Origin of the sequence: Bartonella sp. TP (assembly GCF_030406085.1) — a bacterium.
Taxonomy (GTDB): Bacteria; Pseudomonadota; Alphaproteobacteria; order Rhizobiales; family Rhizobiaceae; genus CALTWN01.
In genome coordinates this window covers 760,774-784,266 of the sequence record NZ_CP129002.1, presented here as the reverse complement: position 1 = coordinate 784,266, position 23,493 = coordinate 760,774, and the positions used below count along the sequence as shown (strand labels likewise).

At 37.5% G+C, this 23,493-nt stretch carries 20 protein-coding genes and 2 tRNA genes; 11 read left to right on the top strand and 11 right to left on the bottom strand.

Going from position 1 to position 23,493, the window contains the following annotated elements:
• Positions 1-13: 13 nt before the first annotated feature.
• Entirely contained in the window at positions 14-379 is a 366-nt protein-coding gene (gene gcvH / locus QVL57_RS03820; RefSeq protein ID WP_290075864.1) for a glycine cleavage system protein GcvH, read from the bottom strand.
• A gap of 11 nt (positions 380-390) precedes the next feature.
• Positions 391-1,509: a glycine cleavage system aminomethyltransferase GcvT gene (gcvT, locus tag QVL57_RS03815; RefSeq protein ID WP_290077396.1), complete on the bottom strand. Its 1,119-nt coding sequence runs from the start codon at positions 1,507-1,509 to the stop codon at positions 391-393.
• Positions 1,510-1,877: 368 nt separating this feature from the next.
• Between gcvT and QVL57_RS03810 the strand changes: the two genes are divergently transcribed.
• The 9 genes from QVL57_RS03810 (at position 1,878) to QVL57_RS03770 (ending at position 9,620) form a co-directional block, all read left to right on the top strand.
• Complete coding sequence (locus tag QVL57_RS03810) at positions 1,878-2,543, top strand: LON peptidase substrate-binding domain-containing protein (protein ID WP_290075862.1); 666 nt, start codon at positions 1,878-1,880, stop codon at positions 2,541-2,543.
• 81 nt (positions 2,544-2,624) lie between these two features.
• Positions 2,625-3,656 carry an aspartate-semialdehyde dehydrogenase gene (locus QVL57_RS03805; RefSeq protein WP_290075860.1) on the top strand — a complete coding sequence of 344 codons (1,032 nt, stop codon included), beginning with the start codon at positions 2,625-2,627 and terminating at the stop codon, positions 3,654-3,656.
• Positions 3,657-3,661: 5 nt separating this feature from the next.
• A complete protein-coding gene (locus QVL57_RS03800; protein ID WP_290075858.1) occupies positions 3,662-4,462 on the top strand; it encodes a MetQ/NlpA family lipoprotein in 801 nt (266 codons plus the stop codon).
• A 3-nt stretch (positions 4,463-4,465) separates the two neighbouring features.
• On the top strand, positions 4,466-5,539 hold the full coding sequence (locus tag QVL57_RS03795) for a methionine ABC transporter ATP-binding protein (protein WP_290075857.1): 1,074 nt from the start codon (positions 4,466-4,468) through the stop codon (positions 5,537-5,539).
• Positions 5,540-5,602: 63 nt separating this feature from the next.
• Positions 5,603-6,208: an ABC transporter permease subunit gene (locus QVL57_RS03790; protein ID WP_290077395.1), complete on the top strand. Its 606-nt coding sequence runs from the start codon at positions 5,603-5,605 to the stop codon at positions 6,206-6,208.
• Between the two features lie 122 nt (positions 6,209-6,330).
• Complete coding sequence (gene rpsU, locus QVL57_RS03785) at positions 6,331-6,537, top strand: 30S ribosomal protein S21 (RefSeq protein WP_290075856.1); 207 nt, start codon at positions 6,331-6,333, stop codon at positions 6,535-6,537.
• Between the two features lie 95 nt (positions 6,538-6,632).
• A complete protein-coding gene (locus tag QVL57_RS03780) occupies positions 6,633-7,382 on the top strand; it encodes a tetratricopeptide repeat protein (protein ID WP_290075854.1) in 750 nt (249 codons plus the stop codon).
• 173 nt (positions 7,383-7,555) lie between these two features.
• Entirely contained in the window at positions 7,556-8,869 is a 1,314-nt protein-coding gene (locus QVL57_RS03775; RefSeq protein ID WP_290075853.1) for a homoserine dehydrogenase, read from the top strand.
• Between the two features lie 16 nt (positions 8,870-8,885).
• A complete protein-coding gene (locus QVL57_RS03770) occupies positions 8,886-9,620 on the top strand; it encodes a creatininase family protein (protein ID WP_290075851.1) in 735 nt (244 codons plus the stop codon).
• 5 nt (positions 9,621-9,625) lie between these two features.
• Here QVL57_RS03770 and QVL57_RS03765 read toward each other — a convergent pair whose 3' ends face one another.
• From QVL57_RS03765 to pgi, 3 genes are read right to left on the bottom strand one after another with little or no spacing between them, the layout of a single operon-like run.
• Positions 9,626-12,739, bottom strand: a complete 3,114-nt coding sequence (locus QVL57_RS03765) for a multidrug efflux RND transporter permease subunit (protein WP_290075849.1) — start codon at positions 12,737-12,739, stop codon at positions 9,626-9,628.
• Positions 12,740-12,784: 45 nt separating this feature from the next.
• Complete coding sequence (locus tag QVL57_RS03760) at positions 12,785-14,005, bottom strand: efflux RND transporter periplasmic adaptor subunit (RefSeq protein WP_290075847.1); 1,221 nt, start codon at positions 14,003-14,005, stop codon at positions 12,785-12,787.
• A 60-nt stretch (positions 14,006-14,065) separates the two neighbouring features.
• Positions 14,066-15,733, bottom strand: coding sequence for a glucose-6-phosphate isomerase (pgi, locus tag QVL57_RS03755; RefSeq protein WP_290075845.1), 1,668 nt, complete (start codon positions 15,731-15,733; stop codon positions 14,066-14,068).
• A 132-nt stretch (positions 15,734-15,865) separates the two neighbouring features.
• Between pgi and QVL57_RS03750 the strand changes: the two genes are divergently transcribed.
• Positions 15,866-15,942: transfer RNA gene (locus QVL57_RS03750), tRNA-Arg, on the top strand.
• Positions 15,943-16,034: 92 nt separating this feature from the next.
• Here the strand turns inward: QVL57_RS03750 and brnQ are convergent.
• The 3 genes from brnQ to QVL57_RS03735 all read right to left on the bottom strand — a co-directional run bounded on the left by brnQ (position 16,035) and on the right by QVL57_RS03735 (position 18,899).
• Complete coding sequence (gene brnQ / locus QVL57_RS03745) at positions 16,035-17,354, bottom strand: branched-chain amino acid transport system II carrier protein (RefSeq protein WP_290075843.1); 1,320 nt, start codon at positions 17,352-17,354, stop codon at positions 16,035-16,037.
• A gap of 61 nt (positions 17,355-17,415) precedes the next feature.
• The gene (gene yegQ, locus QVL57_RS03740) at positions 17,416-18,780 is read right to left on the bottom strand and encodes a tRNA 5-hydroxyuridine modification protein YegQ (protein WP_290075841.1); all 1,365 of its coding nucleotides are present in this window, start codon (positions 18,778-18,780) and stop codon (positions 17,416-17,418) included.
• Between the two features lie 42 nt (positions 18,781-18,822).
• Positions 18,823-18,899: transfer RNA gene (locus tag QVL57_RS03735), tRNA-Met, on the bottom strand.
• 289 nt (positions 18,900-19,188) lie between these two features.
• On the opposite strand from QVL57_RS03735, the gene QVL57_RS03730 reads away from it, so the two are divergent.
• Complete coding sequence (locus QVL57_RS03730; protein WP_290075839.1) at positions 19,189-19,380, top strand: hypothetical protein; 192 nt, start codon at positions 19,189-19,191, stop codon at positions 19,378-19,380.
• Positions 19,381-19,516: 136 nt separating this feature from the next.
• On the opposite strand, the gene QVL57_RS03725 is transcribed toward QVL57_RS03730, so the two are convergent.
• The 3 genes from QVL57_RS03725 to QVL57_RS03715 all read right to left on the bottom strand — a co-directional run.
• Positions 19,517-21,082 (bottom strand): hypothetical protein, encoded by a 1,566-nt coding sequence (locus QVL57_RS03725; RefSeq protein WP_290075837.1) that lies wholly within the window; start codon positions 21,080-21,082, stop codon positions 19,517-19,519.
• A gap of 680 nt (positions 21,083-21,762) precedes the next feature.
• Positions 21,763-22,215: a hypothetical protein gene (locus QVL57_RS03720; protein WP_290075835.1), complete on the bottom strand. Its 453-nt coding sequence runs from the start codon at positions 22,213-22,215 to the stop codon at positions 21,763-21,765.
• A gap of 230 nt (positions 22,216-22,445) precedes the next feature.
• The coding region (locus QVL57_RS03715; protein ID WP_290075834.1) for a hypothetical protein at positions 22,446-23,493 on the bottom strand (1,048 nt) is incomplete at its 5' end.

Genomic DNA, 23,493 nt, shown 5'->3' with positions numbered 1-23,493 from the left:
AAAAGGCTGGTTATTACAATAATTGTTTATATGCCTCACTAGTTAGTAAGTCTTTTTGCTCATCCAAATTACCTATTTGCATCTGCCAAAGCCAACCTTGATGCTCTGGAGCTTCATTCACTAGAGCTGGGTTTGCGTCTAGCTCTTCGTTCACGGCAACGATTTTACCGCTTAATGGCGCATAAACGTCTGAAGCAGCCTTAACAGATTCCACCACCACTACAGCATCACCGCGCTCTACTTGCTTTCCTAAATCCGGCAGGTCTATAAATACTAAGTCTCCTAATTGCTCTTGTGCATATGAAGTTATACCTATAGTAGCTATATCGCCTTCTATACTTACCCATTCGTGATCTTTTGTATAATAAATTTTTGACATAAAACGTCCCTCTATTTATGGTAATTATGTGGTACAAACGGCAATTTTTGTACCTTGATTTCTATATTTTTCCCTCTTTGCTGCGCATATATAGTTTCTGATGAAGTTACATGATGAGCTACACTTAAATAACCCATAGCAATTGCAGCGTCAACAGTAGGAGCAAAACAACCTGAGGTAACTTCTCCAATTATTTCCCCCCCTGCATCAATTATTTTGGCGCCAGCGCGCACTGGCTGCCGCCCAACCACGCTAAATCCACATCTCTGCTTTTTTGGCTTGGCTTGCAAAACAATGCGCAAAGCGGCAGCACCTTTAAAGCTCCCGTGCTCACGCAGCGCCTTTGGCACAGCCCACAGCAATCCAGCTTCTACGGGGTTAATTTGTTCTGTAATATCCTGACCATGTAAACATAGTCCGGCCTCTAAACGTAAGCTATCCCGAGCGGCCAGCCCAATCCAAGCTGTTTCCGAATGATTAATAAGTTTAATTGCAAAGACTTTAGCTTCGCTATGGGGAATTGCGATTTCAAAACCATCTTCCCCAGTGTAGCCAGAGCGAGTAATTAACCAATCCTTTTGCGGCTCATAAGCAGACATAAAAGCAAGATGTGTAGCTTTTTCGAAACCAAGATCTGACATAACTTCAGCAGCTTTTGGCCCCTGTACTGCCAAAATTACCCGCTCTAGGGCTGTTACCGAAACAGATTTTACTTCCGTAATTTCTGCCAAGATAGTTTGTAAGTCAAGTTGCCAATTCGCAGCATTCACTGTCAAAATATAACGATTTTCTGCTAATTTAGTTAATATCAGATCATCTATAATTCCACCGCTATCATTCAACAAAAAACTATACTGGCATCTACCTATAATCATGCTGGCTGGTGCTATAGGCAAACAGCGATTTATAGCTTCATTTGCCTCTGGACCTTCTAATAACAGCATTTTCATATGTGAAATATCAAATACCCCAGCCTTGCTACGCGTGTGTAAATGCTCTTTCACCATACCTAATGGATAAAAAATAGGCATATTTGTATTAGCAAAAACTACAAACTTAGCTCCTGCCTCCTCATGCAAATTTTTCAGAAATAGATCGGCAACATTGTGCCGCGTGTCTTCTTCATTCATACTCGATTGTTCCCCTTTATTATTTTTGGTCATAATACTCTTAAATAATTTAAAGTTAAAGAGATCAGCCAAAGATTTTTAACATTAATCGCACGCAGCTATTTACCTTGCGACAACACAACAAAAACGCGCCTAACAAAGGGATAAAAAAGTTATCCACCAATAAATTAATCCCTAACAAAACAAAGCACCGCAAAATATTATTACCCGCAAAATCAATTAACCGATAGCAAGCAACACCACAGATAGATGCCAAAAGAATCAAATGCATGCTTTTAGTTACTTCTCCCTTTTATAATCTCGGATTTGACTTATTTATATATCTATTAACTCATAACAATAAGATCCTCTTAACAACAAGGTTATGCATGAAGGCCGGAAATATCGAATATAATAAAGCACTAGATTTGCCGGACGCACTGTCTGTTATTATAGCTAAATCTATATTAATTTTGCCTCAAACTTATGTGCCGTTAATAATTCATACAACAAAGCATCTAAAATTAATAGAAGACGCTTTAAAAACAAATAGTTTGTTAGGCACGTTACAAATAAATCCAACAAGCAATGGTGAAGCTGTTTATGAGATGGGCACTATAGCTAGAATAACTAGCTTTTCGGAAATCGGTGATGGCAAACTTTCTATAGCTCTAGAAGGTATATGTCGTTTTTATTGTTTAAAAAAGCTTACTACACATAATCCCTACGAATCTTTTATTATCAAACCAATTCTCGAAGATTTCACAAAAGAAACTTTCTTTGAAAATAATATAAAGATAAAAGAAATGGCTCAAAGTTACCTAAATAGCCTTAATTTAGAGGAACACGAATTAGCAAAAGAAATGGATAAATTTGTAAATGTACCGAGCGAAACTTTAGTAAACAGCCTATGTGTAAGCGCGGCCTTTGACCCAGCAGAGCAACAAATGCTTTTAGAAGCAGAAGATTTAGCTGAACGTATAGACATATTTCTAGCGCTAAATCAAAGGCGGATATTACGCCAAAAAGGCCTGCTGCCAAAAGACTTGCAATAAGTGTTATAAAATAAAACTTCCTTTTTATAATATTTATTATATAATAGGCCTGGTTAAGCTAGCTATAGGAGCCATAAGCGAATGAAATTTAATGTAGCAATAGTAGGAGCTACCGGCAGTGTTGGTCGGGAAATGCTAAACATATTAAACGAGTGCGAATTTCCTACCAACCAAATTACGGCACTGGCCTCAAGAAAATCGCAAGGAACCCAAGTTTCTTTTGGCGAGCAAAATCTACAGGTCCAAGCCTTAGAAAATTTTGACTTTAAAAATACAGATATATGCCTTATGTCAGCAGGTGGCGAAATTAGCAAAATTTGGGCCCCTAAGATAGCTAGTCAATCTTGTGTAGTTATTGATAATTCCGCAGCTTGGCGTTACAACAGCGACATACCTCTAGTAATCCCTGAAGTAAATCCAGATGCGATAAAAAATTTTAGTAAGCGTAACATTATAGCGAATCCTAATTGTTCTACCGTACAATTATTAGTAGCATTAAAGCCTTTGCATGCTTTTGCCACTATCAAGCGTATTGTAGTAGCAACCTACCAATCTGTTTCCGGCGCTGGGAAAATTGGGATGGATGAACTATTTGCGCAGTCACGTGCGGTGTTTGTTGCCGACCCAATTGAATCACACAAATTCACAAAAAGAATTGCTTTTAATTTAATACCTCATATTGATCAATTTATGGAAGATGGATCGACCAAAGAAGAGTGGAAGATGGTAGCAGAAACTAAGAAAATCTTAGACCCCAAAATTAAACTAACTGCAACTGCCGTAAGGGTTCCTGTTTTTGTTGGCCATAGCGAAGCGGTAAATATTGAATTTGAAAAGCCGATTTCAGCTATTCAAGCCAGAGAAATTTTACGTGAAGCACCAGGCTGCCAAGTTATAGATAAACACGAAGACGGCGGATATATCACCCCATATGAAGCAGCAGGCGAAGATGCTACGTTTATCAGCCGCATACGTGAAGATATAACCGTAGAAAACGGACTTTCATTATGGATAACCGCTGACAATTTACGCAAGGGCGCCGCATTAAATACTGTTCAAATTGCACAGTTACTTATAGAGAAAAATTTAATACAACCAAAAATTACCGGATAATAAAAATGCGCCATAATTTATTCAAAGTCCTTTTAAGCTTTATGCTTTTGCTGCTAACAAGTTTTGCAGCATTATCTGAAACGGACCGTGTAATAAAAGTAGGAATTATGGAGGGGCTCGACAACAACATTTGGCAAACAGTAAAATCTATAGCAGCAACACAACACCTACCTATAGAGTTGATGCATTTTTCTGATTATAGCTTACTAAATGAAGCCTTGGAAAATGGCGATATAGATGCGAATGCTTTTCAACATAAGCCTTATTTAGATAGCCAAATAAAACAGCGCGGCTATAATTTAGTTTCAGCTGGACACACTATGCTTATGCCTATAGCAATTTACTCGCATAAAATAAACTCCATAGAAACTTTGCACAACGATAGCGAAATTGGTATACCAAACGACCCCACCAACGAAGATCGCGCATTACGCTTGCTAGCGAAACTGGGACTGATAGAATTAGGAATTAATAAGGACAATCTAGCTACCAAAGGAGATATTACAAAAAATCCTAAAAATATAAAATTCATAGAACTAAACGCTGGCATGCTAGGCAGAGCGTTAGGTGACTTTTCTGCAGCTGTCATAAATACTGATTGGGCAATAAGTTCAAAGTTAAATCTAAGCAAAGATCGCATTGCTGCAGAAGACACTAAAGATAACCCCTATGACAATATTATTGCTGTAAGAGCTAAAGACAAGGATGCGGCATGGGTTAAGACTCTTATATCTTCCTTCCAAAATCCACAAGTACGAGCCAAAATTAAAGAAGTCTATGGGTCTTACGTTACAACTTCTTGGTAATTTATGCTCACAAATATAAAAAATGCTACTACCCTAGCTGCGCAAACAACTTTACCACTTTATCGTTTTGAAAATCTCTGCTGCACTATTAATAATCAGCAGATATTAAAAAATCTATCATTTGAAATTTACTCTGGGGAGGTACTCGGCATCATTGGCCGCAGCGGTGCAGGCAAATCAACATTGCTTAACTGCTTAAGCGGGCTGGCCCCTATTACAAGCGGAAAACTATTTTTTGAAAATCAAGATACTACAAGATTTGACCAAGCAAAATGGCAGAGATTACGTACACATATGGGTATGATTTTCCAAAATTTTTGCCTTTTAAGTTCTAAAAATATTATAGATAATATTACCCTACCCTTAAAATTTATGGGCGTAAGAAAAAAAGAACGAAAAGAAAAAGCACAAGAATTATTAAACATAGTCGGACTAGAACCTTACGCAAAAGCTTACCCGAATCAACTTTCCGGGGGTCAGAAACAACGCGTGGCTATAGCCCGCGCTCTGATTACTTCACCAAAAGTTTTGTTATCAGATGAAGCAACATCCGCATTAGATCCAGAAACCACCTGCTCTATCCTTGAGCTACTGGGCGAGATTAATAAAAAATTGAAAATTACTACAATACTCATAACCCATGAAATGGAAGTGGTACAGAGCGTAGCACAACGAGTTATAGTATTTGACAAAGGCACGGTTGTAGAACAAGGGTACACAAAAGATATTTTTTCTTCACCGCAAGATCAAGCAACAATCGCCATGCTTAAATTAGTTACTCCACAGCTGCCAATGCATTATAAAACACAATTAAAAGACCAAGGAGCCTATGCAATAATAGAATTAAATTTAGCTGGAACAGCTGCAATTTCACCTTTCTTAAGCGTTATAGAAAAACTAACTTCTAAAGCCCCTTTTATATTACACGGAAACGTCGACACAGTGGGCAAAGAAGCTATAGCTAGATTATTTCTAGCTATCTCTGCGAAAGATCCAACAAAATTGTATCAAGTTACAGATTATTTAAAGAAAATAGCCAGCTATTATGAAATTTTAGGATATATCGAGCAACCATAGGAACGTGATATAGTGCCAACATTATACAAAACGCTTTTAGACTCCACAATACAAACCATAGCAATGACTGCTCTGTCTTCTATATTTAGTTTTTTTCTAGGACTAATCTTAGGTATTTTACTTTTTATAAGCGCTCCCAAAAGCCTTAAACCCAACGTTTTTTTATATCAAATTTTAAGCGCAATTATAGATGCATGGCGTGCTATACCTTTTATAATATTAGCATTTTATCTTTTACCTATTACTAGAATCATTGTAGGACGCGGCACAGGACTAGCAGCTGTAATATTTATTTTATCCATCACGGCTACACCTTTTTATGCACGTATGGCACAATTAGCTTTCCATAATGTAGAAAAAAGTCTTATACATGCTACAAATGCTATGGGCGCAAAACCATGGCAAATCTTATTTTATGTAATTCTTCCAGAATCATACGGCAATCTAACCAGTAGCTTTACTATCCTAGTTATTTCCATATTAAGTGCCACTTCATTAGCAGGATATCTTGGCGGCGGTGGCCTAGGAGACATGGCAATACGCTTTGGTTATCAAAGATATGAACCTAAAATAATGACCGCAGTAATTATAATTATGGTATTACTCAATATATTGGTACAACTTGTTGGGAATAAGCTAACTAACATGTTAAACTATAATAAAAAATAATATTATAGATATAGACAATAGTTATAGATTTATGCTATGTCTCGTACCTTCTATGCAACAATAGCTAGTGACACTAGTTATTATGTTTTATGTAATAGATTAACTGCCCAATAGGAGGATAAGTGCAAGTATTAGTTCGCGACAATAATGTTGACCAAGCTCTTAGAGCTTTAAAGAAAAAAATGCAACGCGAAGGTCTATTTCGTGACATGAAGCTGCGTGACCATTTTGAAAAACCGTCGGAAAAAAAAGCCCGTGAAAAAGCTGAAGCAATTCGCCGTACACGCAAATTAGAACGTAAGCGCGCCGTTCGAGAAGGCACAGCTTAATTTAATTTTATCCTATTATTTTAAGATATGATATATCCATGACAATCCACTTGGAGCGTTTTGGTAAATTTGTGTGCTGCCTGCTTTTTATCTTTTTGACTTCATGTGCAAGCTTTAATAAACAGGCCATTTTAAATTCAGAAGATATAGCAGCCCTAAGCAAAATAATTTACCAAAACCCTAACAATGCAAACGCCTATAATATGCGAGCTATTGTCTATGCTAAGACAAAGCAATTGCCTTTGGCCATATCAGATTTCAAAAAAGCTATAAATCTAGACCAAAATTACTATCAGGCTTATGCAAACCTAGGCTTAGCCTATTTGCAGAATAACCAATTTCAAGCCTCTTATGAAGCTTATAATAAATCGCTGCGGCTAAAACCTAACTATGATCAAGCTCTTATTGGGCTGGGCAATATATTTAGAATCACACAAAGAACAAATTTAGCTTCGCAAGCATATCAAAAAGCAATAAAGGCTAATTCTACTAATCCAGCAGCCTGGTATTATCTAGGTCTAATTAAACAAACCCAAAAAGACTATGAGCAATCTATAGAGCTATTTGGTAACGCAATTTCCTATGACCCAGACAATTTTCAAATCTATAATGCTCGTGGCGTTTCCTACTTAGCTCTAATGCGATTAACTAATGCATTAGAAGATTTTCAATCAGCCACCCGTCTTAACCCAAATAGTGCCCAAAGCTTAACTAATATAGGGCTCACCTATGAATTACAGCATAAAAATAACCTTGCTTGGAATTATTATTCACAGGCATTAAAAATTTCTTCTAATTTGGTTATAGCCAATGATGGGCTAAGGCGTACCCAGCAAAATTCATGAAATATTATACAGTTAATATACTTCCTGCTCTCTATAATGCTGCTATAGTAATGTTTTTGCCTAAATAGCCTTTAATTGTTTTACTAACGCAAAATAGTATTATTAATATAGATTTTAACTTTAATATAAATTATTATATGCTTTTGCATAATTTACAATAAATGAGTTTGTCTATGGCTTCCAATGTTTATCCTGCCGGCCTGGCATTAGACTTAAAAGAGCGTGAGCTTAGCGGTAAGCCTATAAGAATCGGATTAGTTGGCTGCGGGGAAATGGGCACAGATTTTTTGTGCCGTGTCGCCTTGATGAGCGGTATAGAGGTAAGCCACATTGTGTCACGCAGGATAGAACCTATCCTAGATGCACTCAAATTGATCCCACAATACAGCCATCAGATTATAACAACAGAAAGCAAAATAAAATCGCTAACAGCGATAGAGCAAAATAAAATCATTGTCAGCAGCGATCTAAACTCATTATTAGAAAATGACTTAATCGATGTAATTGTAGACGCGACTGGACATCCAGAAGCTGGTGCGCAAATTGGCTATCAAACGCTTCAACATAATAAACATTTAGTAATGATGAATGTTGAAGCTGATGTAACTATCGGCCCGTATCTTAATTTAGAAGCAAAAAAACATGGCTTACTTTATTCTCTAGGCGCTGGAGATGAACCTTCAGCATGCATGGAGCTAATAAATTTTATCTCCGCAATGGGGCATAATATAATAGCTGCTGGCAAAGGTAAAAATAATCCCCTGCATTTTGAAGCTACCCCAGATGAATATAATGAAGAAGCAGCACGCCGAAATATGAATGTCCGAATGCTAGTAGAATTCATAGATGGCTCTAAAACTATGGTAGAAATGGCCGCGATAGCAAACGCGACTGGCTTGATTTTAGATAAACCTGCTATGCATGGTGCAGATATCAGCTTAGAAAATTTAGCAAAAATTTTAATACCCATAGAAGACGGTGGCATATTGCACAACAAAGGTGTTGTCGATTACACTATAGGTAAGGGTGTAGCACCAGGCGTATTTGCTATAGCCGAAATTCGCCAACCACGCTTACGAGCCAGAATGAAAGATTTATCGTTAGGTAACGGGCCATATTATAGCTTTTATCGACCATATCACCTTACAGCAATGGAGGTTCCGCTCACCTGCGCGCGGATGGTTCTGTACGGCAAAGCCGATATGGCGCCAATGAATAAACCCGTTGCAGAAGTTTGCGCAGTAGCAAAAAAAAACTTACTGCCAGGCGATAAATTAGATTTTATAGGCTTATACACTTATAGAGCTTTTACCATGAATCGAATAGATGCCCAGAAATCAGCAGCATGGCCTTGTGGATTATTAGAAGGCGCCATGATAACTAAAGCAGTCAACAAAGGCGAATTGCTAACTAAAGCTAATACTTCAATAAATGAAAAGCTATTCATAGCCGAATTGCGTACAAAACAAGATAAAATTATTTACTGACAAAAGGTAGAATACATTGCAAATTGCTATATTACCCTTAGGCGCCTTTGAACAACACGCAAATCATTTACCTTTAGAAACCGATTCTATAATTGTTGAAGGTCTAATTAATACATTAAAACAACTAATTGATACCAATAATAAGATATTATTCTTACCCGTAGAAACTATAGGCTATTCGCCAGAACATCTTTTTGACGAAAGAAGCAAATCCTTAACTTATGTCGAGGCTATAGAAAAATTCTTTAACGCTGCTGCATATTGTGTTAAAAATCATAATATAAAAAAAATTATTATATTAAATGCACATGGTGGAAATTCAGCAATAATGAATATTGTAGCTACCGAATTACGCTATAAATTAAAAATACTCTGCGTATGTACTAGTTGGTCTAGATTTAAGCTGCCTGCAGGACTTATCACAGAAAACGAGCGCGCATTGGATATACATGGTGGCTTTATAGAAACTAGCTTAATGCTGCATTTTGCGCCAAACCTAGTAAATATGGAAAAGGCAGAAAATTTTAACAATAAGCAACAAGATTTTATAAAAAAATTCAAATATTTAAGGGCCTATGGCACCCATTATTTTGGCTGGTTAACACCAGACCTTAACTCCAAAGGGGCATGCGGTAATGCAACAAAAGCAAAAGCAAAAGCAGGAGCAATAATAGCCAACCATATCTGTACGGAGCTTATTGAATTAATAAATGATGTTAATAATTTTGACCTAAACGATCTAAAACAATAAAAAATTTAGCTTTTAAATAATTTTAAATTAGCTAAATTACTTACCACAATATAAAACATCGGTATAAAAAATATAGCAATAGCTGTGGCAAATATCATACCGCCAATGATTCCGGTGCTAATAGAATGTCTGCTTTCTGCGCCAGCTCCACTTGATATAGCCAAAGGTACAGTGCCTAAAATAAAAACAACAGACGTCATAATAATAGGTCTAAATCGTAAGCGAGCTGCAATTATAGCAGCCTGGATAATAGATGTACCGCTTTGATACTCTAAGATAGCAAACTCCACAATCAATATAGCATTCTTAGCCGCTAAGCCTATCAAAGTAATTAGGCCAATTTGAAAATATATATCATTAGATAAACCGCGCAACCAAATAAATAACAGCGCCCCAGTCAAGGCAAAAGGCAAAGCCGTAACCACTACCACGGGCAACGACCAACGCTCGTACTGTGCAGCCAAAATCAAAAATACCATTAAGATTCCTGCAGCAACAGCAATAAAACTGGCGTTACCAGATTGCATTTCTTGGTAGGATGCCCCCGTCCAAGCTATCTGATAATTTTTGTTCAATTTACTACGGGCTAAATCTTCTAATTCCTTCATCACTTCACCAGTAGAATAACTACCTTTTGGTTGTACCATAACACGCATAGCATAAAACCCATTAAATCGTTCTAGCTGATCAGACGCCACAACACGTTGTGTAGAAACCAAGGCGTCTAAAGGAACCATATCTCCTTTATTAGTTTTAACAAACACCTTGCCTAAATCATTTGGTGTACGCCTAAACGCTGCATCTGACTGTAATTGAACCTTATAATTTCTACCAAATAAGGTGAAATCATTAATGTAAACATTACCAAAAGTAGCAGACATTGTTTCATAAATAGTATTTATCGGAACACCCATAGCTATAGCTTTGTCACGATTTACGATTATACGATACTGCGGAACATTAGGATTAAAAGTGGTACGCACACTCGCTACAGCTGGAAGTCTCATAGCTGCGGCTATAAAATTTTGCGACTCTTTATATAAAGCTTCAATAGATCCACTGCCCCGTGATTGTAAATAAAGTTCGACTCCTCCTGTAGTAGACAACCCTTGAACTGGAGGAGGATTTAACGTCATAATAAAGCCGTCTTCTATAGTGGCGGTCTGTTGCATAAAGCGACCCGGTAAAATTCTAGCATCTTGTTCTTTATGGCCAGCACGCTGTGCCCAATCTTTAAGCGTAATAAAAAATGCACCCGCGCTAGATTTCAGTCCACCAGAAAATAAATCTAACCCGCTAATAGCAACTACATTTTCTACTGCTGGATTTTTACTATAAATAGTCTGCGCTTTATCCATAACCTTTAATGTTCTGTCTAAAGAAGACCCGGGAGGTAACATAGTAAAAGCCATTAGGCTACCTTGATCTTCCATCGGAACCAAGGCGCTTGGCACTATCTTATATAGAATAAATCCAGCAAGACATACAGCAAAAAATAAACCTATACCAAGTCTTATATGACTTATTAAATAAGCCACTCCCTCGCTATACAAATTCGCTAATCTATCAAAATAAAAGTTAAATTTCTTAAAAAACTCATACGGCTCCGAATGTGTTGGTGTTAAAAATAAAGAACATAGAACAGGAGTTAACGTCAAAGCTACTATACCGGAGGTTATCACTGAAATCGCAATGGTTATAGCGAATTGCTTATACATAATCCCAGCCATTCCACCAATAAATGAAACGGGTATAAATACAGCACATAAAACCAATACAATAGCTATAACTGGCGTCATTACTTCTGACATAGACTTAATCGCAGCCTGTTTAGGCGAAAGCCCCTCAGTCCGCATTAAGCGCTCTACATTTTCTAAAACTATAATAGCATCATCAACTACAATACCGATAGCCAGTACTAGACCAAATAAGGTTAAAAGATTCAAAGAAAATCCAAGCACATACATGCCGCTAAAGGTTCCAATAATAGAAATAGGCACGGCTATTACTGGTATTAGAGTAGCACGCCAATTTTGCAAAAATACGTAAACCACCAAAATTACCAACAACAACGCCTCTATAAACGTATGGACCACTTCCTTAATCGAAACCTTAATGAAATTGGTTGTATCATAAGGTATAGAGTATACTATACCTGGAGGGAAATTTCTCTGTAATTCTATCATACGGGCTTTCACTAGTTCCATAGTTTCAAGTGAATTAGCACCGGATTGTAAATTTACCATAATAGGCACCATAGGCAACCCATTCAATTTAGTATCCACCATATATTGTTCGGATCCTAACTCAATTCTTGCGACATCTTTTAACCGCAACACTGCCCCATTAGCTTTAGATCGCAATATTATCTGCTCAAACTCCTTAACCGAGGTAAGCCGGCCCTTCGCTATAGCAGAATAGGTATATGCTCCCATATTTTTATCCGGAGCGTCACCAAAATGCCCAACAGAATATTGAGCATTTTGTTCACGTACTTTTGCGATTACATCAGAAGGCGTAAGTCTGTACAAAGCAAGCTTGTCTGGTTGTAGCCAAATACGCATAGCATATTCTATCCCCCCCATAACCTGTGCATCGCCTACACCTTTAAGCCTTTTTAAATCATCCACAACATTTAATAAAGCATAATTTCCAACATAAGCCCGATCGTATCTTTCATCTGTACTACGCAAAGCAATAATACCCAACGTATCACTAGAGCGTTTACTTACGGTGATCCCCATACGCTGCACCTCTTGCGGCAAGCTTGTTGACACACGTTGTAATCTATTATTAACCTCCATAGCCGCCTTATCTATATCTGTACCTGCAGCAAAGTGGATTGAGAGATTCATGCCTCCTTGCGCATTAGAAGAAGAGCTCATATACAACATATTTTCTACACCATTAAGTTGCTGCTCCAACGGCACAGCAACAGTTTGAGCAACAGTTTGAGCGCTAGCCCCAGGGTAAGACGCAGAGATACTAACAGTAGGTGGCGATAATTTAGGATATTGTGCTATAGGTAAAAAATTTAAACAAATAAGTCCCACGGTAACAATAATGATAGAAATTACCGACGCCAATACAGGCCTATTTACAAAAAAACTATATGACATTATGGACTCTTTAATATATTAATCATGTACGAATCAGCAAAATATCTACTTAACAGATATAGCCTTGCCGTCTAAATTTGTAACCAAAACCGGAACACCAGGTAGTTTACCAGCTAAAGCTGTCATAGCGGCCTGCACCATAAAATGGCCTTTTACCAATATTTGATCCCCATCCTGAAGCTGACCTTTATTGCCAAATTTATTATCTAAGTTCAACAACCAACGTCTATCGCTAAGTTGTTTTGCTATCTTAACATCAAGCCGCTTGGCTAAAAGAATAGCAGGAACTTTTTTATTGATAGAAAATTTTCGTAAAACATAAACATAAGCACCTATGCTATCCTGCATCAAACTTTCCTCTGGGATAGCGATGCCATATTCGGTAAGTCCTGTAATCCTTAACCTAACAAAATCTCCGGGTACTAAATTATTTAACTTATTAGAAACAAAAGAGCGAGCTCTTACAGTGCTAGTATTTTGATCAATTATAGGTGAGGTAAAATCTACGTAGCCTTTTTCTGGATAAGCTTCTCCATTTGGCTTATACAAAACAGTCTCTAATCTAATAGATCTATTAGATTTAGCGGCAAAACTTTGTAATATAGCGTTAATTTCAGCTCCATCCTCATTGCTGAAAGAAAAATTTATATATACTGGATCCAATTGTGTAATATTAGTTAAAATATTGGTGCCTGCTGCAACTAAACTACCATCAGAAATTAAGCGATTTCCAATTATTCCACTTATAGGAGCTTTAACCTTTGTATACGATAAATTTAACTTTGCTATTGTTAAAGCAGCCTCAGCCTGTGTTAAAGCAGCTTGCGCTTCAGATCTTTTAGCGAAAGCTTGCTGCGCAACACTAAGCGATAAAACATGATTATCCAATAATTTTTGAGCTCTATCTGAGCCTAAATTAGCTTCTTTATAAATAGCCTGAGCCTGACTTACTTTCGCCTGTGCTTCTGAAACAGCGGCTTCATACTGTTTTGGATCTATTTCAAACAAGCTATCCCCGGCTTTTACGAAGGACCCTTCCCGAAAATTATGCTTCAACAACACGCCATTGACTTGCGAGCGCACTTCCGTAGCCTTTACTGGTTCAACAACGCCTACATAATCATAAATAACTGGAATATTAGTTTTATGAACAGTTACAACGCTTACATTTACTGATCTATGTGGGTAATCCCCATTATGGCTACAAGAGGATAATAAGAGCACACCTAAAATGGCTATGAGCGCCTTAATTTGCTTCAATTTCATGATAACTTATGCCCCACACCAACAATAACACTTACTTACGCTTTAACTCAGCTATAAATTTTATACATTAAATTTTTGCAAAAAATCAAGCAAACCTTGATTAATAAACCCTGCTTCGCTTTTTGAACTTAGTGCTGAAAAATTAGAATCCCGGCCAATCTCTATACGCATTAATAACTCCTTAGCCAATTCTTTTCCTAACTCTACACCCCATTGATCAAATGAATTAATGTCTAATAACACTCCTTCTACGAACACACGATGTTCCCACATAGCCAGTAATTGCCCCAAATTATACGGTGTTAATTGTTCAAATGCAATAGATATTGAAGGACGATTACCGCTAAAATATTTAACAAAACCATTTTCTGAATTATCCGTGCTCCGCCCATTTAATAATGCTTCACTTTGCGCTAAACAGTTAGCAAGTAATATATTGTGATGCCGCTTGCTCAAATCGTCTTTTTCATGTCCCTTTGCAAAAACAATGAACTCAACAGGCACAATATCCGGGCCCTGATGTAAAAGCTGAAAAAACGCATGTTGTCCATTTGTACCAGTTGCTCCCCATATTATGCTTCCGCTAGGCGTTTCAAGAAGCTGACCGAACAAATTAACCCCCTTACCATTTGATTCCATGCATAATTGTTGTAAATAAGCGGGTAAAAACTCTAACCTTTGCTCATAAGCCACTATGGCTGTATTTGAAAAGCCTAAAACTACTCTTTTATAATAATCTATAGTCCCCAATATTAACGGCAGATTTTCACGAAAAGGAGCCTTCAAAAAATGACAGTCCATATCGTGAGCCCCATTTAATAATTGATAAAAATTTTTGCTTCCAATAGCTAACATAAGGGGCAAACCAACAGCGCTCCATAAAGAATAACGGCCACCAACCCAATCCCAAAAGGGAAAACAATTTTTCGGATCTATACCAAAAGCCTGCGCCCGCTCTAAATTAGCAGTAACCGCTATAAAATGTTGCTTTACCGAACTGCTAGGCAATATTTTTTGCAACCATTGTTTTGCCCAATTAGCATTAGCTAACGTCTCTGTAGTAGTAAAGGTTTTTGAGGTAATAACAAAAAGTGTTGTTTCCGGATTCAACTCAGCTAAACAATCTGCAATGTCAGCCGCATCAATATTCGAAACAAAATGACACTTAACTCCTTTTCTATACGGACGTAAAGCGCGATAAGCCATTCTTGGCCCCAAATCGGACCCACCAATACCTATATTAACTACATCGATAATTGGTTTACCAGTATAACCAAGGTAATTTTTTTCTAAAATATCTGTAGAAAAATCTTCCATTCTGCTTAAAGTACTATGCACTTCAGCACTTATATTTTCACCATTTAGAGAAAAACTATAAGTATGAGGTAACCGCAGAGCAATATGCAAAACCTCTCTGTTTTCAGTGAAATTTATTTTTTCACCTGAGAACATCAAATCACGCCTTTCCTCCACCTTGGCTGCTTGCGCTAAGTCTAGCAATAACTCTAAGCTTTTTTTGTCTATAGGCATTTTAGAAAAATCTACTAAAACACCTTCTCTACAACAAGAAAACTTTTGAAACCTCTTAGCATCATTTGCAAATAACTCCTTTAGATTTAGCAGATCATGTTTCTTGCTATATATTTTAAGTTTTTGTAAAGTTTTATCGAAGCTATGTTTATCGCGCAACTTTATATTTTTATTCTTATTTGCATCTAAATAAAGCATTAAAATTATCCACTACACCATTATAACTCTATATATAAATAAGATTTATTATATTTTTTTCCAACTTTGTCTTGCATTTAGGAGAATAACCTATTAAAAACTAATTATGCAAAAATTAATTTGCTGCTATATGCACCCGTAGCTCAGCTGGATAGAGCACCAGACTACGAATCTGGGGGTCAGGAGTTCGAATCTCTTCGGGTGCACCATTCTGTTTTGCTTAAATATATTTATAAGTCTTAGCGAAAATAGAAAAAGCGCTACGAAAATAGCGCTTTATTTTAAAAATAATTTTTATTAACTAGCTTAGCTTAGCACGAGATAATTTATTAGAGTAATAATCAAACGCCAAGCCTAGAATTACCAGAGTAACACAAGGTGTGATCCAAGCAAGACCTTGTGCAAAGAAAGGCAAATGCGTATAAACTGAAGGCACTAAATACTCAAGACCTTGGCTTTTGAAGGCGTCAAAAAAACCACAGACGAGTCCAACTGCACAAGCTGGTCCAAGAACCATAGGCATAGACCGTACATAATTACGAAAAAATGACATGATTATTAAAATAATAAAAACAGGGTATATTATTAGCAATATAGGCACCGACATAGCTATCAACCTGGTAAGCCCCAAAGTAGATAACGAGAAAGCAACAGTATTAATGACAAATACCATTACTCGATATTTAAGCCCGACAATACGATTAAAGAAAATGCTTCCAGAGCTACTGATACCTATAGCAGCAATAATGCATGCAATAGTAATCAAAACTGACATCAAAATCTTACCTGCAACACCGCAATGATACACAACATATGGATTAATTATTTGTGTTCCATTGGTAATATCTCCATGCACTAATCCAGTACTTTTTGCGCCAACTAAAAATAAACAGAAATATATAAATATTAGGCCTGCACCAGCTATCAAAGCAGCGTACGCTACATAGCGAATAACCAGCCCATGATTGGTTACACCACGAGATCTAATCGCATTCACCATTATAATACCAAATATCATGGAGGCAAAAGCGTCCATGGTCAAATATCCTTGACTTATCCCCTCAGAAAAAGGTGCAACTGCGTATGGTCCTTGCGCTACGTTAGTAGAGACATCTGCAGAAAAAGTAAATACACTAAGACATAAGATCAGCAAGGCTACAACCTTTATAGGCGTCAACACCTGACCAACCAAAGCAAATATCTTATTAGGATATAGAGCAAAAGCAATTATAATGCCAAAATATGCCAAGAAGAATACCCAAGCGTATGATCCTAGGTGAAAAAATGGTTTAAACGCAAGTTCATACGCTATAGTAGCAGCACGTGGAGTAGCCCCCATTGGCCCGGTACAAAGATAGCATACTAAAATTACTGCTAACCCGAGTTTTTTGCCTAAAGGACTAGTTATTGCGTCCATTGAACCTTCAACTGGACCCATTGCTATAGCTGCCAGCACTGGCAGACCAACACCAGTTAGCAAAAACCCTATAGCAGATGACCATAAATTGGCACCAGACATATAGCCTATATAAGGTGGAAAAATAATGTTACCAGCCCCAACGAATAACGCCAGATTTAGCATGCCCAAAACTATAATATCTTTAATGCTTAAGTATTTCATAGATATTTAGTATAGAGCAAAAAAATCGACAAGACAAGACAAAAATTTCAAAAAGCAGTTTTTATGTGCGCTCACAACGCATAAGCAAGCAATAATCTAAAGATTCAGGCATTATAGATTCAGGCACTGTTAGGTAAACTATATGACCATCTCCTGGAGCTACATCCGTAGCTACACCTTTTTTATTTTCCATAGCCTTTAGCGTAAAATATTTATTTCCTTGCGGCCCCATAAGCTCTAATTCATCACCTACAGAAAAACGATTTTTAACAATGACCTGTCTTTTATCGCCCTTGGATTCTTGCCCAAACTCCCCAACAAACTGTCTAGATCCATAATGAGAGGTGCCAATTAAATAATTCTGATACTCTTTATGCTTATGCCTTTGCAAAAAGCCCTCGGTATAACCACGATTAGCCAAAGCTTCTAATTCAGACATTAATTGCGGATTAAATGGACGTCCAGCTACAGCGTCATCAATCGCCCTTCTATAGACTTGAGCTGTACGAGCGACATAATAATGCGATTTCGTACGCCCTTCTATTTTTAACGAATGAACGCCCATATCTACGAGATTATTAACATATTGCACCGCACGCAAATCTTTTGAATTCATAATATATGTACCATGCTCATCTTCAAAAGCAGACATAGTATTATCAGGTCTTTGCGGGTCTTTTATAATAAATACATCACTAGTACTTGCACCTTCACCCAGTGTAGGAGCTACAGTATCTGTTTGCACATCACAGCCACAGCCCCGCGCATCTTCAACGATCTCGCCGAGTAAGTTTTCTTGGCCTTGCTTTACATCATATTTCCAACGACACGCGTTAGTACAAGTACCTTGATTCGCATCACGGTGGTTAATATAGCCAGATAACAAGCAACGCCCTGAATAAGCCATGCACAAAGCACCGTGAACAAATACCTCTAACTCTATCTCTGGCACGTTAATTCTTATATCTTCAATTTCTTTCAAAGATAACTCACGAGATAAAATCACACGTGTTAAGCCAAAGTCTCGCCAAAACTTCACCGTAGCCCAATTTACCGCATTTGCTTGCACAGAAAGGTGAATCTCCACCTGTGGAAAATGCTGACGCACTAGCATAATTAATCCCGGGTCGGACATTATCAAAGCATCAGGCGACATGGCCACTATAGTAGCGATATCTTCTACAAAAGTCTTAAGTTTGTCATTATGTGGCGCAATATTAACCACCACATAAATCTTTTTTCCTAAGCCATGAGCATACTCAATAGCCTTAGCCAAATTAACATGATCGAATTCATTATTGCGCACACGTAAACTGTATCGCGGCTGCCCCGCATAAACTGCATCTGCTCCATAAGCAAAAGCATATTGCATAGCCTTTATAGTACCAGCAGGGGAAAGCAACTCAACTATTTTATGTGAGGACATTGGGACAGACCAAAGATAAAAACAATGAACAAGGAAATTAAATGGTTGCGGGGGCAGGATTTGAACCTACGACCTTCAGGTTATGAGCCTGACGAGCTACCATGCTGCTCCACCCCGCGACAACAAGAATTAATCTAAATTAAAAGCCAAACTAAGTCAAGCATAGGCAAGAAAATAATTATCACTCAGCCCAGATATCTAAGGCCAATAATAAAAAATTCTTATATAATACCGCCTTATCTTGCCACAAAAATTTTTATAAACTTAAGGTTGAGAATTTTATATATCTGAGGTATAATAAAAACGAATCAAGAGTAACTGTTCTTATGAAAGGTTAGCCTGATTTGTATCATTAAGCAATAATGATAGTTAAGTAAATTTTCTTGTATCCGGTGAGGGTGTATTACTATGGTATATAAACAAACACAAAAAATCGAAGAAATCAGCTATATAGCTCAAATGGCCGAAGAATTGGCTAAAATAGCGAGCGATAACGAAGCAGAGGTGCTAGCCGTCCTGTTAGAAACTTGTGCACGCGAAGGCAGAATGGCCGTGCGCACTTACGAAAAAGCTACAAAAAACAAGCTAAACGATAATTAAAAATTATCACCGCTTATAGCAGTAGCTTTAGCTGAACAACAGACAGCCGATAGCTTTTAGAAGCTATCGGCCTAAGTTTCGTATAAATGTTAGCGATAAATTGCTTTAACATGCTCGGATCATAGCTAACTACTATCTATCGTATCTCTATCTCCAATGGCTCAACCACGTGGATAAGCTTCCCCTTATAAGTTACATTAACCTTATGTGTAGCTACCTTATTAGAAACAAGCGTCGCATAATACTCCGTACCAGCCGAGCCAGAACGGAAAGCACTAAGAGCACCAGCCTCTGCATGATCGTCAACCAATTTTAAATGTTCCTCGATATCCGATGCAACATAAGGTAATCTTAAGGTAATTGAAATCCGTTCTCCCTTATGGCTTCTGTTTGAGCTTGCTATCAGCTCAGCATTTGTTAAATTTTCTTGCTTCGTTAGTGCTAAAACGGGAAGCCCATCAATAACCTTACTATTATAATGTACCGTAAAACTATGGATCTCGTCATCCTGTGTACTAAATTCCAAGATATAGTGATTTTTTTCCGCACTTTCTGACTTAAATTGTAACATTTTACCCTTGCTATCTTGTAGCTTCAAACGACTAGATATATCATCTTTAACATGCGGAACGGTTATTGTAACAAGAAAGATAAAAACACCAGGCACAGATGAGGAGGTACGAATTACACTTAGAGTAGCTTCTTTTAAATCCTGCGGCATTACTTTTATTATAGGTTTTTCATCAAGCGTCAGATCGTCAACCTTAACAGCAATCTGAAATTCCGTAGGCTTATCTAAAGCGCTATTATGCTTAAAAATAGAACTATAATAGCCGTGACCTTCGGAGAGGTCTGGCTTAATTTCAGTAAAACTGTAATCGGCTGGTGCAGTAACACCCGATGGCTTCAATAAAAACAGCACTGGAGCTTTTCCATCTAGTGGGTTTCCAGTACTATCGGTCAGATATATAGTAACATCAGCGCTGCCCGCATCGCTCATCTTACTAAGTGTATCTAGCGAGCTTTTACCATGTTTAGGTTCTACCTTATGGCCAGCTGAAGAAGCCATTATTTTTATCTCTTTTGGCGTAGTAACTATAGGCTTAAAATCATCGTAGCTAACAAGCGTATGCGCCCCATCAAGCGGCACAGTATAAGCCGCCTCATACGTGGTATTATCTGTGCCCTTACGCTTAAATTTTATAGACCGATGTAGCTCATCACACACTTTTAAACGATAGCCTAGATCATCCTTAACATGCGGTACCTTTAATGTGACGATAATTACATCCTTATCATTAGCATCTATAGTAGTTTTATTTACCTGCATCGTAGCGTCTTTGAAATCTTGGGGGGTTAACGTTATCTTCGCTTTAGCCTCCAGTGCCTTATCGTCAATCTTAACACCAATTTCAAAAACCGTGGCCTTACTTACAGGCAGCTTATAGGCAAAAGTAAATTTATAGTGCCCCGACCCCTTGGCAGTATCGGGCGCTACGTCTCCAAAATGATACCACTCGGACAAAGCTACAGCTGGGCTGGCTAAAAACGGCGCAATACCCGTAACACCAGCACTAGTTCTACCAGCCACATACAAATAAATCTCCGCTGTAGTGGAATCGCTCATTGTGGTAAAATTTGCTGTAATTGTGCTATTGCTAGCAGCGGCGCTTGTTTCTTTGAGCTCTGTTATATTTTGCATTTCTTTAAAACCCTTCATAAAAGTAAGCTAAGACAATATACAAATTGGCTATCTTAACTATAATTGTGCCATTTTGAAACATAACATATTTTTTAACGCAGGTATTAAAAAAATTTTATTTTACGAAAAGAACAATAAAACAGATTTTAAAAAATAATCCTAAGCAAAAACTCAGCCTCTGATGCTATAAATAATTCGATTCAAAGACAAAATCTTAAAAACAAAAAAATGTAGAGCTTAAAAATTAAGCCGCTAGCTAATCCTCATCCCAATTAAAAACAGGCATATATTTTCGCTAGACCCACAAATTTAGCGCATATTTTTTAAAAAAAATAAAATGAAGTAAATTATACGCTAGGACTTATATTTAACCCAACATTATAATAAACTCTCCAGCTACACTGCAGCAGAAAATTAAATCTAGCATAGCCATGATCATGTAAGTAAAGATATAACTTATCTTCATAGCGCTTAACCGTTCAAATAGTTAAAAAAGAAAACATATACTTACGCGACTACGGACCATAAATTTACGCTACAACTTTTAACTCAGAGTACCCACACAACCTTAATTATTTACTAACTATAAAAACTATTATTTAAAAGAACAGAAAACAAATTACATCAATTAAATGCCTACCACACACATTAAGAATACTTATCGTAAAACTTTAATAGCCTTATTTTTTGGCCACAGTACCCCATAACTTCCCTTTATAGTAGTCACTAGGGTCAAGTAATTTACCGTCTACAACAACACCAAATCTATGTTTCTCACCTGGTACAAGAGGACGATTCGCTCCAACTGTACAACTATACATCTGCGAATTAGGGTCATAGGGACATACGCCACCATCTACAGCAATTGGCTTATCTGGTCCTGTATCTAAAGTTACAGTGTGACCATCCAGCGGATTTACCAAGCTGTCGCCCACAACAACCCAAATAGTTGCCTGATCGTTCTCATCAAGAGTAAAATCATGTGAGCTATTAGGTGGATATATGGTAGAGTTATAATCCTTAACCTCATTGCCATGAGACGATGCTGTAATTTGAAGGCTTGCACTTATTAAAGGTATCCCATCATATGCCACAGTTAAATTATGAACACCAGCCTTCGCGACTTTATACACAATGTGATATTTACGCTACCAAAATCCTCAAAAAACTTACCATCAGGGTCCGTAGTCTCTCCGCAAGACTACTGCTATCAATTAACATTATCTAGGTCATTTATTTTTAAGTTTACATTTGAACCAAGGTAAGCCTATCCGCACTCTCAACTGCTATCCCAAACATAAGCTTAACCAATATTACAAACGTCATATTCAAGACCGCTCACTAAACTAAATGTAGCAGCAACCTATTTACTTTTACCCCAGACCGTTAAAGATATCATTTCGCCAGTAGGACCTGCTACGTATCCATATGAACCCTCACAGTCAACCAATAGATGGACCGCATAATATATAGATGGTGAATATTTAGCTATATATGTTGTAGGGTCACCATCCTTCATCACAAATTTCCTAACCGAAATTTGCGGCCCATTTATACTATTCTCTATTAGTTTTAGTTTGCTCGAAATATCGGTTGTAATATTTGGCACTGTTAGAATAGCATCAACAGTTTCACCCATAGTTAAAAGAATGCTGCCCGAAACATCTACCGGGTGATCTTTAATAACTAAGGTACCAATTGGAAATTTTTCTACTACCCCTGTAGAATACATTTTCTCCAAATTATCGGCGCCTTGCGCAGCTTTTGTATATCTTAAACCAAGTTTATGTACACCAAAGGAATTAACTGTAAGGCTTGCTGTTCCCTGGTTACAATAACGATCCTCAGCATCACCAACACAATTTTGTGTAATTTTTGCATCAGCTGCTGGGTTACCATTATCTAACAATACTAAATCCTTGGTAATATCATCCCTTATCGCATGCCCATTACCGCCCTTAGTTTGTAGATCAAGCTTAAGTTTAATCGCTAATTTACCATCACGCTGACGTAGCATAAGCGACTGATTTGGATCGGCCAAGCTCATTTTTGAAGGCTTACCCGGGGTATCTGGCCATAATACCACCTTCCAAGCAGTAGGAATTTTATCCGCAGGCGTATTTAGCGCAAAATTAAACTCGTGAGCTGAATCCGGCTCCAATATAGCAGTATTGTTCCATTTAAGATTAAAAGTACAAATACCATTAGCGTCAGAAGTTTGTATGGGAGGCGTAATCGTCCAATCATCAGCGCCAGCTATTACAAACTTTACCTTTCTATTCTTCAAAACATTTCCATCAGCATCCTTTAAGGTAAAGGTAATATTCTGGCCAGATGAGTTATTATCACCGATATAAACAACCTTCGCTGGACTTACGGTAGTTTTTTCTTGGCTTACTGGCGGCACAAAA

Coding starts and splice junctions, on each gene's coding strand:
- QVL57_RS03725 (WP_290075837.1), bottom strand. CDS start 21,082: ATGCAAAATATAACAGAGCTCAAAGAAACAAGCGCCGCTGCTAGCAAT.
- gcvT (WP_290077396.1), bottom strand. CDS start 1,509: ATGAATGAAGAAGACACGCGGCACAATGTTGCCGATCTATTTCTGAAA.
- QVL57_RS03730 (WP_290075839.1), top strand. CDS start 19,189: ATGGTATATAAACAAACACAAAAAATCGAAGAAATCAGCTATATAGCT.
- QVL57_RS03760 (WP_290075847.1), bottom strand. CDS start 14,005: ATGAAATTGAAGCAAATTAAGGCGCTCATAGCCATTTTAGGTGTGCTC.
- QVL57_RS03775 (WP_290075853.1), top strand. CDS start 7,556: ATGGCTTCCAATGTTTATCCTGCCGGCCTGGCATTAGACTTAAAAGAG.
- brnQ (WP_290075843.1), bottom strand. CDS start 17,354: ATGAAATACTTAAGCATTAAAGATATTATAGTTTTGGGCATGCTAAAT.
- pgi (WP_290075845.1), bottom strand. CDS start 15,733: ATGCTTTATTTAGATGCAAATAAGAATAAAAATATAAAGTTGCGCGAT.
- QVL57_RS03810 (WP_290075862.1), top strand. CDS start 1,878: ATGAAGGCCGGAAATATCGAATATAATAAAGCACTAGATTTGCCGGAC.
- QVL57_RS03790 (WP_290077395.1), top strand. CDS start 5,603: ATGACTGCTCTGTCTTCTATATTTAGTTTTTTTCTAGGACTAATCTTA.
- yegQ (WP_290075841.1), bottom strand. CDS start 18,780: ATGTCCTCACATAAAATAGTTGAGTTGCTTTCCCCTGCTGGTACTATA.
- QVL57_RS03805 (WP_290075860.1), top strand. CDS start 2,625: ATGAAATTTAATGTAGCAATAGTAGGAGCTACCGGCAGTGTTGGTCGG.
- gcvH (WP_290075864.1), bottom strand. CDS start 379: ATGTCAAAAATTTATTATACAAAAGATCACGAATGGGTAAGTATAGAA.
- QVL57_RS03795 (WP_290075857.1), top strand. CDS start 4,466: ATGCTCACAAATATAAAAAATGCTACTACCCTAGCTGCGCAAACAACT.
- QVL57_RS03800 (WP_290075858.1), top strand. CDS start 3,662: ATGCGCCATAATTTATTCAAAGTCCTTTTAAGCTTTATGCTTTTGCTG.
- QVL57_RS03765 (WP_290075849.1), bottom strand. CDS start 12,739: ATGTCATATAGTTTTTTTGTAAATAGGCCTGTATTGGCGTCGGTAATT.